The organism is Ochrobactrum soli (assembly GCF_003664555.1).
Lineage (GTDB): Bacteria > Pseudomonadota > Alphaproteobacteria > Rhizobiales > Rhizobiaceae > Brucella > Brucella teleogrylli.
This window is the reverse complement of sequence record NZ_RCHH01000004.1, coordinates 50,196-66,214: the sequence shown is the minus strand read 5'-3', so window position 1 is coordinate 66,214 and position 16,019 is coordinate 50,196. Positions and strand designations below refer to the sequence as shown.

The window sequence follows — 16,019 nt, the reverse complement described above, 5'->3', positions numbered from 1 at the left end:
TGTGGTGTTAAACGGGCGTTCTGGCGTCAGAGGACTTTTGCTAGAAACTCCCGGGTTCGGGGATGCGTTGCCGCATTGAAAAGCTGCTCCGGCCTGCCGGTTTCGAGAATGCGGCCCTCTTCCATGAAGACCACCGTATCCGCCACTTCACGGGCAAAGCCGATCTCATGGGTTACGATGACAAGCGTGGTGCCAGAGCGTGCGAGCTCCTTGATTACATCCAGCACTTCACCCACCAGTTCGGGGTCGAGCGCAGAGGTCGGCTCGTCGAACAGGATCACTTTGGGATTAAGTGCCAGTGTGCGGGCGATGGCGACACGCTGTTGCTGACCACCGGAAAGCTGACGCGGATACGCATTGATTTTTTCGCTGAGGCCAACACGCGCCAGCAGACGTTTTGCAATCACGGTCGCGGCATCCCTGCTCAGGCCACGGACAATCATCGGTGCTTCGATGATGTTTTCCAGCACGGTCAGATGCGGGAAGAGATTGAAGTTCTGAAACACCATGCCGACATCGACGCGCTTTTTCAGAATGTCTTTTTCCTTCAACTCATAGAGGGTTTTGCCGCTCTGACGATAGCCCAACAGTTCGTCATCAATCGAGATAAAGCCGTCATCCACACGCTCCAGATGATTGATGGATCGCAGCAATGTCGACTTGCCCGAACCCGATGGGCCGAGGATCGCTGTCACGCTCCCGGGCTTGATGTGCAGACTTACATTATCAAGAACGAGATTGCTGCCGAAGCTCTTCGATACACCGTGAATGTCCACCGCACCGCGTCGCACACCGGTAAAACCGCTGACAGCAAGTTTTTCAGTAATCCGTGCATCAGGCTCGGTCGGCGCGACAGGCTCGGCCCTGGTCGAAACCGGAGTTTCTGCTGGAATGAAACGAGCGAAAAGACGTGTCAGAATAGCTGGCGGTGGATTGCGCAACGCACCGCGCGAAAAATGGCGCTCGATGTAATATTGGGCGATCGACAGCACCGTCATGATGATCAGATACCAGACGGTTGCGACCATCAGCAGGGGAATGACTTCGAGATTGCGGCGGTAGATGACTTGCACCGTGTAGAAGAGTTCCGGCAGCGCAAGGACATAGACCATCGATGTGCCTTTAGCGAGACCGATGATCTCGTTGAAGCCCGTCGGAAGGATCGTGCGCATGGCTTGCGGAAGCACGATGCGGAAGGCTTGTCTGCGCCGTGGCAGGCCGAGTGCGGCGGCAGCTTCGAGCTGCCCCTGATCGACAGACAGAATGCCGCCACGGATGATCTCGGAAGAAAATGCAGCCTGATTGAGGCTCAACCCTAAGAGAGCAGCAGCAAACGGACTGAGTATCTGAACAGTAGGATACTCGGCAAAGGTGATATCCGTATATGGAACACCTAATCTGACTGTTTCATAGAGATAGCCGAGATTGTTCAAAACAAGAAGCAGGACGATCAGTGGAATGGATCGCAGCAGCCAGATATAGGCCCAGGAAAGACCGGATAACAGCGGCGAGCGTGAAACGCGAGCCAGCGCGAGTGCGGTGCCCAATGCAAATCCAAGCACTGTTGCAAGCGCTGTCAACCACAGTGTCCGCATCAAACCGACGAGAACAGGCTCCGAGAAGAACCATTCTGCGAAGACTGGCCAACCCCATTTCGGATTGGTCAGAACCGATTGCAACACAGCGATAATCAGGCCTGCGGCGATGACTGTGCCAACGACGCGTGCCGGATAACGGGCCGGAACGATGCGATAATGTTTGAAATCGCCGGGACTTACGCGAGAGCTTGTCTCTCTGTCCGTACCCGCAAACTCTGTAGCGATAGCCATGATCAACACTGCTCCGAATAGCCGTTCAACTTATGACTCACTGCAGGTATTCCTGCTTTTGAAGTCACCGGACTTCAGTTTCGGAGATGAAGCGTCGAGTTTCAAAACAAATAAGTCTATTTAAACAGGCCGTGGCGGATGTTTTTTTCATAACACCCACCAAAACGCCCAAGCATCTACTTAGCCAAACACAACCTGTTTTAAAGCGGCGTCGGAAGGATGAAATTCAACTTGTCCGATATTCTCGATGTTTTTCTCGAATGGCAACGTCCCGTAAATTTCGGGATCGGCCGCGACATCAAAAAGCGCCGTATATCCGTTTCTCAAATAGAGTTCCCTGGCTTCCGGCTGCCGGAAACCAGTGGTCAGATAGACGCGGCTATAACCCTGCCGACGCGCCTGCGCTTCCAGTTCATCCAGCACTTTTTTGGCCAATCCCTGTCGACGGAAATCACTATGTGTCCAGATGCGCTTGAACTCGGCGGTCACATCGTTATAGCGCATGAATGCGCCACCAGCGATTGTTTGGCCATCACGAAGCAACAACAGGAAATTGCCGTGCGGAGGCGCAAAAGCTTCCGGCGGATATCTGTTCATTTCGGCGGCTGCACCCTCTTCATGGAAATAGGTGCCGTAGCGCGTGTCGTACTCAATCGTCAGGGCCTCGATCAATGGCACTGCACGAATATCGGTCGTTGAAGTGTAGAGAAATTCATCCGCCATGATGGAACATCCATGTTGAAGAAATCGTGCAATCTCAGATCAGCGATGCTTCGGTCAGCCGAACCCAAAACAACGCGGCTGGAAGCAGGATTTCATCGTTGAAATTATAATTGGGGTTATGCAGGCCCGCGCTGTCGCCATTGCCGACGAAGAAATACGTTCCCGGCTTCTGTTCAAGCATGAAGGCAAAGTCCTCGCTTGCCGTACGTGGACGGAAATCTTCGATAACTGTGCCGGTGGGGAAAGTGCTTAGCGCGACCTGTCGCGCAAATTCCGTCTCGGCTTTTGCGTTGATCAGGGCAGGAAAGCCCCACTGATAATTGACATCAGCAACAGCACCAAAGCTTTCGGCCTGTGAACGCGCGACAGCTTCAATCCGCCGCCGCAACTCTTCACGTACAGCTTGCGAAAACGAGCGGATGGTAATGCCAAGATCAACATGCGCAGGAATGACATTCAACGCATCACCGCCATGAATGGTGGCCACCGTCACAACCCCCATATCGAGCGGATCGAGATTGCGCGCGACCACCGTTTGCAAGGCCAGAACAATGGATGAAGCCACCACAACCGGATCAACCGATTTGTGTGGTTCGGCTCCATGACCGCCACGGCCGTTCACGCGAATTCTTGCCCGGTCCACCGATGCCATCGCCGGGCCAGTCACAAAGCCGAACTTGCCTGCGGGCACGCCCGGCCAGTTATGCAGCCCATAGACGGCATCGCACGGAAATCGCTCAAAGAGGCCGTCCTCGATCATGCGTCGGGCGCCAGCCCCGATCTCCTCAGCTGGCTGGAAAATCAGGTGCACCGCACCGGAAAAACGACCAGACTGAGCGAGATAGCGCGCTGCTGCCAGCAGAATGGTCGTGTGTCCGTCGTGGCCACATGCGTGCATCAAACCGGAGTTGCTGCTTGCGTAATCAAGGCCAGTTGCTTCGATGATTGGCAGGGCGTCCATGTCTGCCCTGATACCAATGGCCTTGCTGGAGTTGCCGCGTTTCAATGTGCCAACGACACCAGAACCACCAACGCCGGTTGTAACATCATAGCCCCACTGACTGAGATAATCCGCCACCAGAGCAGAGGTTCGTGTTTCCTCGAACGCCAGCTCCGGATGAGCATGAATGTCGCGACGCAAAGCGATAAACTCGTCGATAAACGAGGCAAGACCCGCCTCGATTTCCAGTTTGCGGTTTACGTCTGGCGACCGTTGAATATTCATGCCGCACCCTTTCGGTGGCTTTCGGCATCATTGTTTTCAACGGGCTTCGCATAACGGCTCTGCGGATGCTCCAATCCAAGATTTCCGCGCAGCGTGTCGTATTTCAGACTGCCTTCATGATATCCGCGCTTTTCCAGAATTGGCAGAACATGGGCAATGAAATCATCCAGCCCTTCAGCGATCACCGGGAAGCCGAGGATGAAACCATCAGCTGCCTTTTGCTCTTTCCAGAGAATGATTTCGTCTGCGATTTTTTCCGCCGTACCAATGAAGGACGTGCGTGGTGTGGCAACATTCAGCGCCACTTCACGCAAACTGAGCCTGTTTGCAGCCGCGTCGCGCTTGATACGATCCGTTGTCGAACGGAAGCTGTTTTTGCCGACATCACCAAGATCCGGGAAAGGCGCATCAAGATCATAGGCGGTGAAATCATGATGATCGAAGAAGCGACCGAGATAAGACAGAGCTTCGTTGATGCTTACGAGATTACGGATCGCATGATATTTCTCTTCGGCCTCGGTATCGGTTCTTCCAACGATGGGACCAATGCCGGGATAAATGCCGACATCGTCCTGCGAGCGCCCATGCGCAACAGCGCTGGCTTTAATCTGCGCATAAAATGTTTGGCTGTCCTTGATGGTGCCGGCATTGGTGAAGACGGCGTCCGCGTGTTTACCCGCAAGTCCTACACCCGCTTCCGAAGCACCGGCCTGAAAGATGACGGGCTGGCCCTGAGGCGAGCGCTGGATATTGAGTGGCCCTTCAACCGAGAAGAAGCGCCCCTTATGGTCGAGCCGATGGAAACCCTCCGGCTTGTAGAACTGTCCGCTCTCACGATCGCGAACAAAGGCGTCTTCATCCCATGAATCCCAAAGACCTTTAGTCACTTCGAGATATTCATCGGCGATTTCATAGCGTAACGCGTGTTCTGGGTGTGGCTTGCCATAGTTGCGGCCCGACCCTTCAAGCGGCGATGTCACCACATTCCAGCCCGCACGCCCGCCGGAGATGAGATCAAGCGATGCAAACTGTCGCGCAATCGTAAATGGATCGCTATAGGATGTCGAAACCGTGCCTGCGAGACCAATGCGCTTCGTATTCGCTGCGAGCGCCGAAAGGACGGTCAAAGGCTCAAAGCGATTGAGAAAATGCGGAATGGAAATCTCGTTGATATAAAGCCCGTCGGCGATGAAAGCGAAGCTGATACCAGCCTCTTCGGACTTGCGCGCCGTATCGATGAAAAACTGGAGATTCACGCTTGCATCTGCCGGCCCGGATGGATGTTTCCAGGCATTCATATGTCCGCCCGCACCCTGAAGCATCACACCGAATCTGATCTGCTTGGAACCCATTTTAGATACTCCTTATCGCCAGTGGCTTTGGATCAGGCGGCAATTGCCAGACGTTCGCCTGCCAGGCCTTCGATGGCAGCTAATCTTTGCTCATGAGAAACAGTGGGGAACTCGAGCACAAACTCGGCCACCCCATATTGCTCGTGCAGTTCATCGAGCTTCTGCTTCACCTGCTTTGCCGAGCCTGCGAGCACATTTGGATGCTTTTCTTCAACCCGGTAATCAGCCTCTCCAGCCTGCCGCGCAAACTCAGCGGCGGCCTCCTGTGTGCCAACCGAAACGGATTGTCCGGAGGCGAGATGCACCTTGAAGATTTTGATTTTTGAGACCGCAGTATCAACCGCGTCTTCGCTCTCGGCAACCACTGCGCCAAGCGCCAGAACCGGCACCTTTCCGGTCACTTTGTGATAGGCGTCGAACGTTTTCTGCAGATTGGCAGTATCACCATTCAAATGACCGGCATAGACAAAATCCCAGCCGGAATGTGCGGCAAGCAACGCGCTTTCCGGGCTTGCGCCAAGCACGAATTTTTCCGCAGACAGCTGTGGTTTAGGCGTTGCAGCCAATCCTTCAAACGGACCCGAAGCGATCTTGCCACCGCCAAGAAACGCAGTGAGCTGCTCAAGCTTGCTATTGAAATCGAGGCGCTTTTCGCTGCCTGTTTCCTGCTGTAACGCCTTGGTTGATAAAGGAAGTCCGCCCGGCGCCTTGCCGACACCGAGATCCACGCGCCCGCGCCCAAGGGCCGCCAGAAGGTTGAAGTTTTCGGCAACTTTATAAGGGCTGTAATGCTGAAGCATCACGCCGCCAGAACCAATTCTGATCCGCTTTGTCGATGCCAGAAGATAGGAAACAAGCACCTCCGGCGAAGGCCCGGCCAGTTCCTCCGCGTGATGATGCTCCGCAACCCAGAACCGCTTGTAGCCCGCTTGTTCGGCCGCCTGAGCATAAGATACGGTGTTCGCAAGAGCGGCTTCCGCATTGCCCGCTTGTGCTACCGGGCTCTTGTCGAGAAGGCTTAACTGATAGGGCATCGGTACATCCACTTTCGCTGAGCATTACATCGGGTGACCCCTTCGCGCAAAGCGCACGTCTAGGGATCAGCCTCAGATAGTTTCTCGGCTGCGGGACGAAATCTCAAAGATCAGGCAACTTAAATCTTCTGCATTGCGATAAATTTATTCTGCGGCGCAGTTATATGTTGAAACGGCCTGCTTTGCCCGTCTCCTTCTGCTGTTGCCCAAGCACTCAACACCCCGGTGCACCGATGATGTTGAGACTCGAACGCAAAATGGAAACCAGACCGGTTCGCTTATTCTCAAGGTGAGAGGCTCACGCCTCTTGTAAATCACTCTCATATGTCTTCTTGGTCTTTGGCACACAGAGGCAGGCAGGCACGATCAGCACCGCGATAAGCATCATCGCTACAAAGGTCGCGTGCAGCGCGTGCTGAAGCGCCAGCCGTAGCTCGTGCTGATCAATCAACATCTCCGCCCCATTCAGCAGGTCACGAAGTTGTTCTGACGTAATCGCTTCACCGTGGTTGGCATTCGCAAGACCGTAGGTGAGCACTGCGCCCAGAATGGCCGCGCCGAGTGTGCTTCCCAAATTACGCGAGAAAACATTCGATGCCGTAGCGCTGCCACGCTCTGACCAGCTTACGCTGTCCTGCGTCAAGATTAGTGCCCCGATGTTAAGCAGCCCCATGCCGAAACCCATGATCAGAGAACCGGCTCCAGCCATTGTTGCCGAACTTGACGGGGTGAGCATGACAAGCAGAGAGGTTCCGATTGGAATACAGATGCTTCCGACGATCATGATTGGACGCAGCCCAAAACGCGTAAACTGTCGCGATGCAATTGTTGCCCCGCAGGGCCAACCCAGCAGCAGCATAGTGAGGGCAAAGCCCGCGACCACGGGAGAACGGTCGAGAACCGTCTGCACATACATCGGCAAAAATGTCGTCAGGCCCATAATCGACATGCTGGCCAGGAAAACTGCAAGATTGGAAAAAGCTATAGGACGCTTCAGCCACAGGTCGGGCGCGACCATGGGTTCCTTCGTGCGGCGTTCCTGCCAGATGAAGGCAATCAACGAAACGCCGAAGAGAATGAATGCCAGAATTCCCTCCAGCGAAACCGCGCTCTCCATCAGGGTAAGCGCAATCATCAATGACGAAATGGAGACAGCGAAAAGTGCCGCGCCGAGTACGTCGACCGAGACCGGTTTTGTCCGCTTCTCTTCATGCAGGAAGAGAAGAAAACCAGATGCCGCCAGAATACCGACGGGAACATTGATCCAGAAAACCCAGGCCCAGCTCAGATTGTGAATGATGAGACTGCCAAGCAACGGGCCGACGACGGCTGACAAAGCCCATACACTGGCAAGATACCCTTGGACCTTGCTACGCTGCGCTCCGGGAAAAAGGTCCGCCACCACAGTCATGGCCGCAGGCTGGATCGCCCCTGCGCCGATGCCCTGCAAAAGCCGGAAGACGATCATCGAAGGCATCGACCAGGCGAAGCCTGCCAAGACCGAAGCGGCGAGGAACAGCGCGATACCGAAAATAAGAACGGGCTTGCGACCATAAATGTCTGCAAGCTTTCCAAACACGACGGTCGTCGCGGTCTGGGTCAACAGGAATGACGAAAAAACCCAGGAATACAGATTGAGTTGTCCCAGCTGTGCTGCAATCTGCGGCATTGCGGTAGACACAATCGTTGCCTCGACGGCGATCATGGCCATGCTCGCCATGATCGCGGCTACAACAAGCCCGCGATGAGAGTGTTTTTCTGTCATGGATCGCTTTCAGACCAGAACTGGTCGTCGTTGAGAGAAGCCTCCTCGCTCCCGGCTTGCTTCTTAGACCCGCTCGACCACCATCGCAATACCCTGCCCGCCACCAATACACATCGTTGCCAACCCGTAGCGGCCACCGATACGTTCCAGTTCATAGCAAAGCTTGATGAGGATGATCGCTCCCGACGCTCCTACCGGATGGCCGAGAGCAACGGCGCCGCCATTCGGATTGACCTTATCTTCCGGAAACTCCAATTCCGCGCTGACCGCACAGGCCTGCGCCGCAAACGCTTCGTTGGATTCGATCACGTCCATATCGGCTACGGTCAGACCCGCCCGCTGCAAAGCCTGTCGGCTGGCGGGAACGGGGCCCATACCCATTACCTCGGGTGCGACGCCACCGAGTCCGGTTGCGATAATGCGGCCTAATGCCTTGACGCCATGGGCCTTAGCGACACCCTCCTCCATAAGAATCAGAGCTGCCGCACCATCGTTGAGACCCGATGCATTGCCCGCCGTTACGGTGCCGTCCTTGCTAAAAGCAGGGCGCAGCTTGGCCATATCCTCCAGAGAAACATTGCTGCGCACATGTTCATCCGTATCAAACAGCTTTTCTGTCCGACCTTGCTTGACGGTAATTGGCAGTATCTGGCTGCTAAAGCGGCCATCTGCGATTGCTGCTGCCGCTCGACGGTGCGATTCAACCGCGAAAGAATCCTGCTTTGCCCGATCGATGCCTGACCGTTCGGCAATATTCTCAGCGGTCATGCCCATTTGACCGTGACCGAAAGGATCGGTCAGAGCCCCCACCATCATATCGATCGCGGTCACATCGCCCATCTTCTGACCGTTGCGTGCCTGCGTCAGTAAATGGCCAGAGCGGCTCATGCTCTCCGCACCGCCAGCAAGCACGATATCGGCTTTGCCAAGCTCAATCTGTTCGGCAGCGGAAACGACCGCCTGAAGGCCCGAACCGCACAAGCGGTTCAAAGTCAACGCAGGCGACGTGTGAGGAACCCCAGCACGAACCGCAACGACGCGCGAAATATACATATCTTCCGGTCTGGTGTGAATGACATTGCCGAAGACTGTCTGCTCAACCTGATCGGGCTCGATGCCAGCACGCGCGATCGCTTCGCGCGCCACTGCGGCTCCCAGTTCACACGGAGGAATACCTGCAAGAGAGCCACCAAAATCTCCGATTGGCGTGCGAACCCCGGAAGCAATAACCACTGAACGTTTCATGTTGGTCTTCCTTAAACCTTGTCAGCCATTTCAGGCAAAGCCTGGAACAAATCAGCCACCAGCCCATAATCAGCAACCTGGAAGATCGGCGCTTCTTCATCCTTGTTGATGGCGACGATGACGCGGCTGTCCTTCATGCCAGCCAGATGCTGGATCGCGCCGGAAATACCGACGGCGATGTAAAGCTCCGGTGCAACCACCTTGCCGGTCTGGCCGACCTGCCAGTCATTTGGCGCATAGCCCGCATCGACTGCCGCACGGCTGGCGCCAACCGCCGCACCGAGCTTGTCGGCAACCGGAAGGATCACCTCCTGGAACTTTTCAGCCGAACCAAGTGCACGACCGCCTGAGATGATGATCTTGGCCGAGGTCAGTTCCGGACGATCCGAAGCCGACAGCGCATTGCCAACAAAGCTCGACAGCGCCGGATCGGCAGGCACCGTTGCGTTCTCGACGGCAGCCGAACCGCCCTCGCCCGTTGCGGAGAAGGAGGCCGTGCGAACGGTGATCACCTTCTTGGCGTCGGTAGACTGCACTGTCTGGATTGCGTTGCCCGCATAGATCGGACGCTTGAACGTATCCGCTGACACCACTTCCATGATTTCGGACAACTGCATCACATCGAGAAGCGCTGCAACGCGCGGCAGGATGTTCTTGGCCGAGGTCGTCGCCGGAGCGATGATCGTGTCGTAATTGGCGGCCAGTTCCACGATGAGCGCTGCCGTTGGCTCGGCCAGACGGTTTTCCAGCGCATCGCTTTCAGCCAGCAGAACCTTGCGCACGCCTTTGAGCTTGGCGGCTGCATCGGCTGCAGATTTTGCACCCTTGCCTGCAACCAGAATATCGACATCGCCGCCGATCTGGGCAGCTGCCGTCAGCGCCTTTGCCGTCTGGTCCGAAAGGGTTGCATTGTCATGTTCGGCAATAAGAAGAATAGCCATTTATCTCGTCCCTTCCGATTTATTACAGCACGCCATCGGCTTTGAGTTTTTCAACCAGTTCAGAGACCGAACCGACCTTGACGCCAGCCTTGCGACCACCCGGCTCTTCGGTCTTCAGCACCTTGAGGCGCGGTGCAATATCGGCGCCGAAATCGGCAGGCGACTTCTCGTCCAGCGGCTTCTTCTTCGCCTTCATGATATTGGGCAACGACGCATAACGCGGCTGGTTCAAACGAAGATCAACCGTGACAATCGCCGGAAGCTTCACATCGATGGTCTGCAGACCGCCATCCACTTCGCGCGTGACCTTGGCCGAACCATCAGCCAGTTCCACCTTGGAGGCAAAGGTTGCCTGGCTCCAGTTCAAGAGCGCCGACAGCATCTGGCCGGTCTGGTTGGCATCGTCGTCGATTGCCTGCTTGCCGAGGAAGACGAGGTCCGGCTGTTCAGCCTCGACAACGCCCTTCAACACCTTGGCGACGCCGAGTGGCTCGACCGTCTCGTCGGTCTTGACCAGAATGGCGCGGTCCGCACCCATGGCGAGCGCCGTGCGCAGCGTTTCCTGCGCCTGTGCCGGACCAACCGAAACAGCCACGATCTCCGTTACCTTGCCCGCTTCCTTCAGACGGATCGCCTCTTCAACCGCAATCTCGTCAAAAGGGTTCATCGACATCTTGACGTTGGCAAGCTCAACGCCCGAACCGTCTCCCTTCACACGGATCTTTACGTTGTAATCGACAACCCGTTTTACTGCGACAAGGACTTTCATTCCTGACTCCTTCGAATTTTGCTGCCCCAATTGCATCGGTGCCAGACATAATCGCAGCCAACTGGATGGCTCCCGTCGATGCGTACATCGCGTTATGGTCTGGTTGATAAGAACTGGGGCAAATCACATTAAAAATCGATGATTTCTGCGGCTTTGGCTGCGAGTGCAAAGGGCCCCTCGCGCCAGGAATAGCCAAGCTGCATGGCGGTATCGATTGCACCAGCGTCCGACGCAATCTCGGACAGATGTGTCTCGCAGTAGCGCACCAGCTTGCGCAACACCGAACGCGCATAGTTCCCAACCGGACCTTGTTTGCTAAGCAGGTCATGCAATTCCGTAGGCAACGGCACCGGGCGAGTGGCGCGATAAAGCATTTTGTCAGTATCGAGCACTTCGAACTGCCCATCGGCGGTCTTGCGGTAGAACCCGCCGCCCGCCTTGCGCCCAAACGACCCTTTTGCCAGCAATTCAATGATGAGCGGATTGCCCGGCAGATTATAGTCCTGCAAGGCATCATCTTTCGGCAGCGCCTGCATCAAACCGCCCCATATGGTTGGCACGAGGTCAATGCCAATCAGATCGAGCAACCCGAAAACACCGGTATTTGGAACTCCGAGTACCGTCTGCACAGCGTCGGCAGTTTCGATATCCAGTCCAAAACGACAAGCTTCCGTGACCGACACCGCTATCCAGAAACAGCCGATACGGTTGGCTATGAAGCCTGGCGTGTCATGGCAATCAATCGGTGTTTTGCCCAGCAATAATCTGGCCGCTTGATGCAACTGATCGCGCAGGTCAGGATCAGCCTGATCGTCGACAACAACTTCCAGAAGCGGCATCAGTCGTGGCGGATTGAAGAAATGCGTGATGGCAAAGCGGCGTGCAAGACTGCTTTCCATATCAGCAACCAGATCATGACGCGGGATGGTTGATGTGTTCGAAGAGAGAATTGCCGACGGTTTCAGATGGGGTGCAATTTTCCGGAACAACTCGCGTTTAATGTCGAGTTTTTCCACCACCGCCTCAATGACCCAGTCTGCATCCTGTAACCGGGCGAAATGATCGTCAATATTGCCGGGGCGTATTCGGGCTGCAGCCTCCGGCGTCGTAAACCCGCCCAATTTAAGCTGGCGGGAAATCCCGGTTTCCGCCGGTTCGATACGGTTGACGCCACGGGCAATATCCAGCAGTTCAACGGCAATACCGGCATCGGCAAACTGCGCTGCAATACCCGCCCCCATTGCGCCGGCTCCGATGATCCCGACTTTCTTTATTCCGGTTGTCTCGGCACCCGCGACTTTTGCTATCAGATTCTGCATGACGTGATCTCAGTCCAGCCGTACATCGATGAGCACCGGCCCATCCTTGGCCAGAGCTTTGGTCAAGGCTAAATCCAGCTCGCTATTGGTGGTCACTGTCACCGCCTCGACGCCAAAGCCCCGTGCAATCGATACCCAGTCAATTTCCGGCCGGACCAAGCTCATCATGTCGAGCGCTGTCGGGCCGGGTTCGGCACCAACCTTGGCATATTCTCCGAGCAGAATGGCGTAGGAGCGATTGTCGAGCAGCAATGTGGTGACGGGCAAGTTTTCGCGGGCCTGCGTCCACAATGCCTGGACCGTATAGGCGGCGGAACCGTCAGCCTGCAAAGCGATGACCCGTCGTCCCTTGTCGCCGACCGCTTCCGCCCCGATGGCAGCGCCCGTTGCGAGCGGCAGTCCTCCCCCGATTGCACCGCCTGTCACAGTCAACCAATCACACGGAGCAGCCAATGGCATGACCGCAGCAAAACCGCCTCCTGAGGTCAGCGCCTCATTGACGATGATGCTGTTTTCCGGAATCTGACGCGCTACAATCTGGGCCAGAGTATCCGGCGTTACCGGACCATCCACCGGCACTTCGATCTCTCCATTCTGGATGGCGATGTCGCTTTCACGAGCCCCAAGCGCTGTGGCCAAAGCAGTCAACGCACCCTTCGCGTCCTGATGAGCGGTCGTCAGAGTCAGAACCTCGGCATCGGCGCGATGCAGCAGGCTCGGCAGACCGGGATAGCGGAAGAAGCCCACTGGCGGCGGACAATTGACCAGCACGACCAGATCATAAGGATCAAGACACCGTAGCGCTTCCGTTACCACATAAGGCACGACTGGCAGCACCAACCGCCCTTTACCCTTCGGCATGTTGGAAATGGTTGAACTTCCCATCAATTCAGCGCCGGTTTGGTCGGCAATGCCCTTGAGTAAGGGATGCAACTCTTCGACCACCGCCGGATTACCGAGGATGATGACCGCCTTGCGGCCAGATTTCAGAGCTTCGGCAACTTGCGTCACGACTGCCGGGTCCATTGGAGACGGCCCTTCTATACCCCCAAGTTCCGCCGTTACGCCGCCTTCGCTCCATGACACGTCTGCGGGCAACACCAGAGACGCGATCTGGCCATAGCCAAAAGAGGCCTCTTTCAGACCAGCCATAGCATCGGCACCGATTGATGCCGGTTTTGTGCCGAAGCGGTGCCATTCTGAACTGCCCCCTACGAGCGCTTCCACATCGGCAGTCAACGGACTGTCATGCGCAACATGATCTGTTGCATGATCGCCGACAATATTGAGCATGCCGCTGCCAGCACGACGCGCATTATGAACATTGGCAATGCCATTGGCATAACCTGGACCGCAATGCAGCAGTGTTACCGCCGGGCGCTGCGTGACGCGGAAATAGCCGTCGGCCATCCCGGTCACCACATTCTCCTGCAAACCCAGCACACAGCGGATACCGGGTATCCGATCAAGCGCCGCGACAAAATGCATTTCACTCGTGCCGGGATTGGCAAAGCAGGTATCTACCTTGGCAGCAACAAGACTATGGACGAGCGCTTCCGCTCCAGTGAGATGCGGTCTGTTCATAATGTTTCCAGTCGGACTTGAGTGAACATGGCCGCCATACGCCGACGGCGGCCAACGGCTTCATTCTAACGATGTTCTATGATGAGGGCGTCCACAGCGATGGCGCTGTCGGATCCCAGCATCAACGGATTGACGTCTAGTTCGAGCAAATTATGCCGATGATCGCCAGCATAGGCCGCAATGGCCATGACAGCATCAATAACCGGCTCCAGTTGCACCTTTGGCTTGCCGCGAAAACCGTCGAGAAGCGCAAAGCTCTTCAGTCCGCGTAGTGCATTTTCAACGTCTGCACGACTGACCGGTAACAGCAATGGTGTGGCGTCCTTCAACAGCTCCACCAGAATACCGCCTGCACCGATGACGAGAACCAGCCCAAACAGCGGGTCGCGTTTGACGCCGACGATCAGTTCAGCAAGTGGGGCCGCTTGCATCGGTTCCATCAGAAATGTCGTAAGCTCGATTGAAGCATCGTGCTGTTTGACCGATGCGACCATGCGCTCGGCTGCAGCGATGGCATCATTTCGGCTACGAATGTTGAGAGCAACACCGCCAACTTCTGTCTTATGCGCCAGCTGATCGTGCAGAACCTTCAGAACCATCGGGGTGTCGAAGGTTTCCGGCAGTTCGCGGATCGTCTCAATGGTCAAAATGTTGCCGTTCGGCACATTCAACCCATAGGAGCTCAATCGCCGCTTGGATTCCGCTTCATTCACTGTCACGCCGTTTGAAGGCAAGGCGGTGACTGCAAACGGGACTTTGGGTTCCAGGGCAGCATCGCCCTGCCGCCGGTCGCACCCAACCATTTTGCAATAATTCGCCCATTTCGCGACAACCTGCGCAGCATCATGCAGACCATTCAGAGGGACTATCCCTTGCGCGATCAGCGCTTCGGCATCTTCTGGCGGTATGCTTTCCGTATTCACCGATGCATGAAATACCGGCTTATCCGCAATCTTGCCAGCTGCAGCCAGAGCTCGGTCCATAGCCTGATGCGCGGATTTATCCTTGTAGGGCGATCCGACCGGCGGATAATCGATCACCAGCATGGCCGCATCGTAATCACCGTTCAGCATGGTGGTGAACATGGGTGTCAGCAGTTCTTCGCTGCCCCAATAGCCTGCTGTGAAATCGAGCGGGTTGGACACATGACCAAAATCAGGCAATGTCGGCTTGATGATAGCTTTCTGTTGCTGACTTGGCTGTGGCAATTGCAGGCCAGCAAAGGAACAATAATCCGCAGCCAGGCCATTATCGCCGCCGGAACTGGAAAACACGGTGATGCGCTCGCCTTCAAGCGGTGCGGCAATCGAAGCAAGCTTCATCATTTCGAGGAATTGCGGGACCGTATCGGTCTCGATCACGCCGAGACGGGCAAACAATGCTTCATAATATTCATTTTGCCCGGCCAGCGAACTCGTATGGCTGGCGGCCATCACCGCACCAAGTTCTGAACGCCCGGAACGGCAGACGATGACCGGAATGCGCTTTGCACGCGCCCGCAAGGCGGCCTGCGAGAACGCGGCCACATCACGTATGCCTTCCATAAACAGACCCAAACAGGTCACGTTCGGGTCATCGATGAGGTAATCAATATAGTCTTCAAAGCCGAGAACGGCCTGGTTGCCCGCGCTGATCAGATAGGAATAAGGCACCGAACGACCGTTGGAAACCAGATGCCCGGTGACGTTGCCACTCTGGGAAATGACCGCCGCGCCGCGACTGTTCTGCAACTTCGGGTAAAGTGCTGGCCAGATCGAGCCATGATTGACGTAATTGACGAGGCCATAACAATTCGGGCCGACCACCGCCATGTCGCCTGCAGCTTCGACAAAAGCCAGATTGCGTTCAAAACCCGCTGCGCCAATTTCGGAAAAGCCGGAAGCATAGCAAACGACACCACCCGCCTTCATGGCCGACAGTTCATGCAATGCGGTGATGGTCGCATCGGCATTGACGGCCAGAAATACCGCATCAGGCGAAACAGGCAGATCGGCAATCGACGGAATGCATTTATATCCGGCGATTTCGCTGCGTTTGGGATTCACCACATAGACATCGCCAGCATAATCCTGCTGACGCAGGGTTTTCAATGTTGCCTCGACCTGACCACCACCAATGAAGGCCATGGCGCGGGGCGCAAGAAGACGCGCAAAATTCTCTCGCAGCGTAGGGCTGATACGGCCCTCCTCCACGCTCGTACTCACCTGTAGCATATTCCTCTGCCTCTTAACTT

The 16,019-nt window shown here is 55.9% G+C and carries 12 protein-coding genes; all 12 read right to left on the bottom strand.

The genetic code is table 11. The features are described 5' to 3' along the window. Positions 1 to 26 precede the first annotated feature (26 nt). The 12 genes from D8666_RS24610 to D8666_RS09800 all read right to left on the bottom strand — a co-directional run bounded on the left by D8666_RS24610 (position 27) and on the right by D8666_RS09800 (position 15,999). The gene (locus D8666_RS24610; RefSeq protein WP_121537541.1) at positions 27 to 1,829 is read right to left on the bottom strand and encodes an amino acid ABC transporter permease/ATP-binding protein; all 1,803 of its coding nucleotides are present in this window, start codon (positions 1,827 to 1,829) and stop codon (positions 27 to 29) included. Positions 1,830 to 2,009: 180 nt separating this feature from the next. Beyond that, positions 2,010 to 2,552, bottom strand: a complete 543-nt coding sequence (locus D8666_RS09850) for a GNAT family N-acetyltransferase (protein ID WP_121537539.1) — start codon at positions 2,550 to 2,552, stop codon at positions 2,010 to 2,012. 34 nt (positions 2,553 to 2,586) lie between these two features. Then, complete coding sequence (locus D8666_RS09845; RefSeq protein WP_121537537.1) at positions 2,587 to 3,777, bottom strand: M20 aminoacylase family protein; 1,191 nt, start codon at positions 3,775 to 3,777, stop codon at positions 2,587 to 2,589. After that, positions 3,774 to 5,129 carry an LLM class flavin-dependent oxidoreductase gene (locus tag D8666_RS09840; RefSeq protein WP_121537535.1) on the bottom strand — a complete coding sequence of 452 codons (1,356 nt, stop codon included), beginning with the start codon at positions 5,127 to 5,129 and terminating at the stop codon, positions 3,774 to 3,776. Before D8666_RS09840 ends, D8666_RS09845 begins: the two co-directional genes overlap by 4 nt. Positions 5,130 to 5,161: 32 nt before the next feature. After that, on the bottom strand, positions 5,162 to 6,163 hold the full coding sequence (locus tag D8666_RS09835) for an MsnO8 family LLM class oxidoreductase (RefSeq protein ID WP_121537533.1): 1,002 nt from the start codon (positions 6,161 to 6,163) through the stop codon (positions 5,162 to 5,164). Between the two features lie 298 nt (positions 6,164 to 6,461). Then, positions 6,462 to 7,928 carry an MDR family MFS transporter gene (locus tag D8666_RS09830; protein ID WP_121537531.1) on the bottom strand — a complete coding sequence of 489 codons (1,467 nt, stop codon included), beginning with the start codon at positions 7,926 to 7,928 and terminating at the stop codon, positions 6,462 to 6,464. 63 nt (positions 7,929 to 7,991) lie between these two features. Further along, positions 7,992 to 9,173 (bottom strand): beta-ketothiolase BktB, encoded by a 1,182-nt coding sequence (bktB, locus tag D8666_RS09825; RefSeq protein ID WP_121537529.1) that lies wholly within the window; start codon positions 9,171 to 9,173, stop codon positions 7,992 to 7,994. A gap of 11 nt (positions 9,174 to 9,184) precedes the next feature. After that, positions 9,185 to 10,114, bottom strand: a complete 930-nt coding sequence (locus D8666_RS09820) for an electron transfer flavoprotein subunit alpha/FixB family protein (protein ID WP_121537527.1) — start codon at positions 10,112 to 10,114, stop codon at positions 9,185 to 9,187. A gap of 22 nt (positions 10,115 to 10,136) precedes the next feature. Continuing rightward, entirely contained in the window at positions 10,137 to 10,883 is a 747-nt protein-coding gene (locus D8666_RS09815; protein WP_121537525.1) for an electron transfer flavoprotein subunit beta/FixA family protein, read from the bottom strand. Positions 10,884 to 11,011: 128 nt separating this feature from the next. Further along, complete coding sequence (locus D8666_RS09810) at positions 11,012 to 12,202, bottom strand: 3-hydroxyacyl-CoA dehydrogenase family protein (RefSeq protein ID WP_121537523.1); 1,191 nt, start codon at positions 12,200 to 12,202, stop codon at positions 11,012 to 11,014. 9 nt (positions 12,203 to 12,211) lie between these two features. Continuing rightward, entirely contained in the window at positions 12,212 to 13,786 is a 1,575-nt protein-coding gene (locus D8666_RS09805) for an acetolactate synthase large subunit (RefSeq protein WP_121537521.1), read from the bottom strand. A gap of 65 nt (positions 13,787 to 13,851) precedes the next feature. Then, positions 13,852 to 15,999, bottom strand: coding sequence for an acetate--CoA ligase family protein (locus D8666_RS09800; RefSeq protein ID WP_121537519.1), 2,148 nt, complete (start codon positions 15,997 to 15,999; stop codon positions 13,852 to 13,854). Between the last annotated feature and the right edge of the window lie 20 nt (positions 16,000 to 16,019).